This is a genomic window from Sphingomonas sp. AC449, from assembly GCF_979253475.1.
In genome coordinates this window covers 1-234 of the sequence record NZ_CEEDCZ010000103.1, presented here as the reverse complement: position 1 = coordinate 234, position 234 = coordinate 1, and the positions used below count along the sequence as shown (strand labels likewise).

1 pseudogene is annotated in these 234 nt (G+C 76.5%); it reads right to left on the bottom strand.

The features are described from left to right. A pseudogene (locus AC0CH3_RS17990) lies at positions 1-234 on the bottom strand (hypothetical protein); the annotation flags it as partial.

Sequence of the window (234 nt, the reverse complement as noted above, 5' to 3'; positions counted from 1 at the left end):
GGGCTGGACCGCACCCTGCGCCTGACGCACGCGCGCGGCAGCAATCGCGATGGCGGGCGCGCCCGCGGTCGCCTCCCCGATCAGCGCGTCGAGCTGCGGATCGCCGTACCGACGCCACCCTCCTGCCGCAGGCCAGGTGCCCGCGGCCGGCGGGGCGGGCGATTCCGCAAGGCAGAGGCCGGACGCATAGGTTCCGGGCGTGGCGAGTTCAGGCCGCGGCCCCAGATCGGGAAC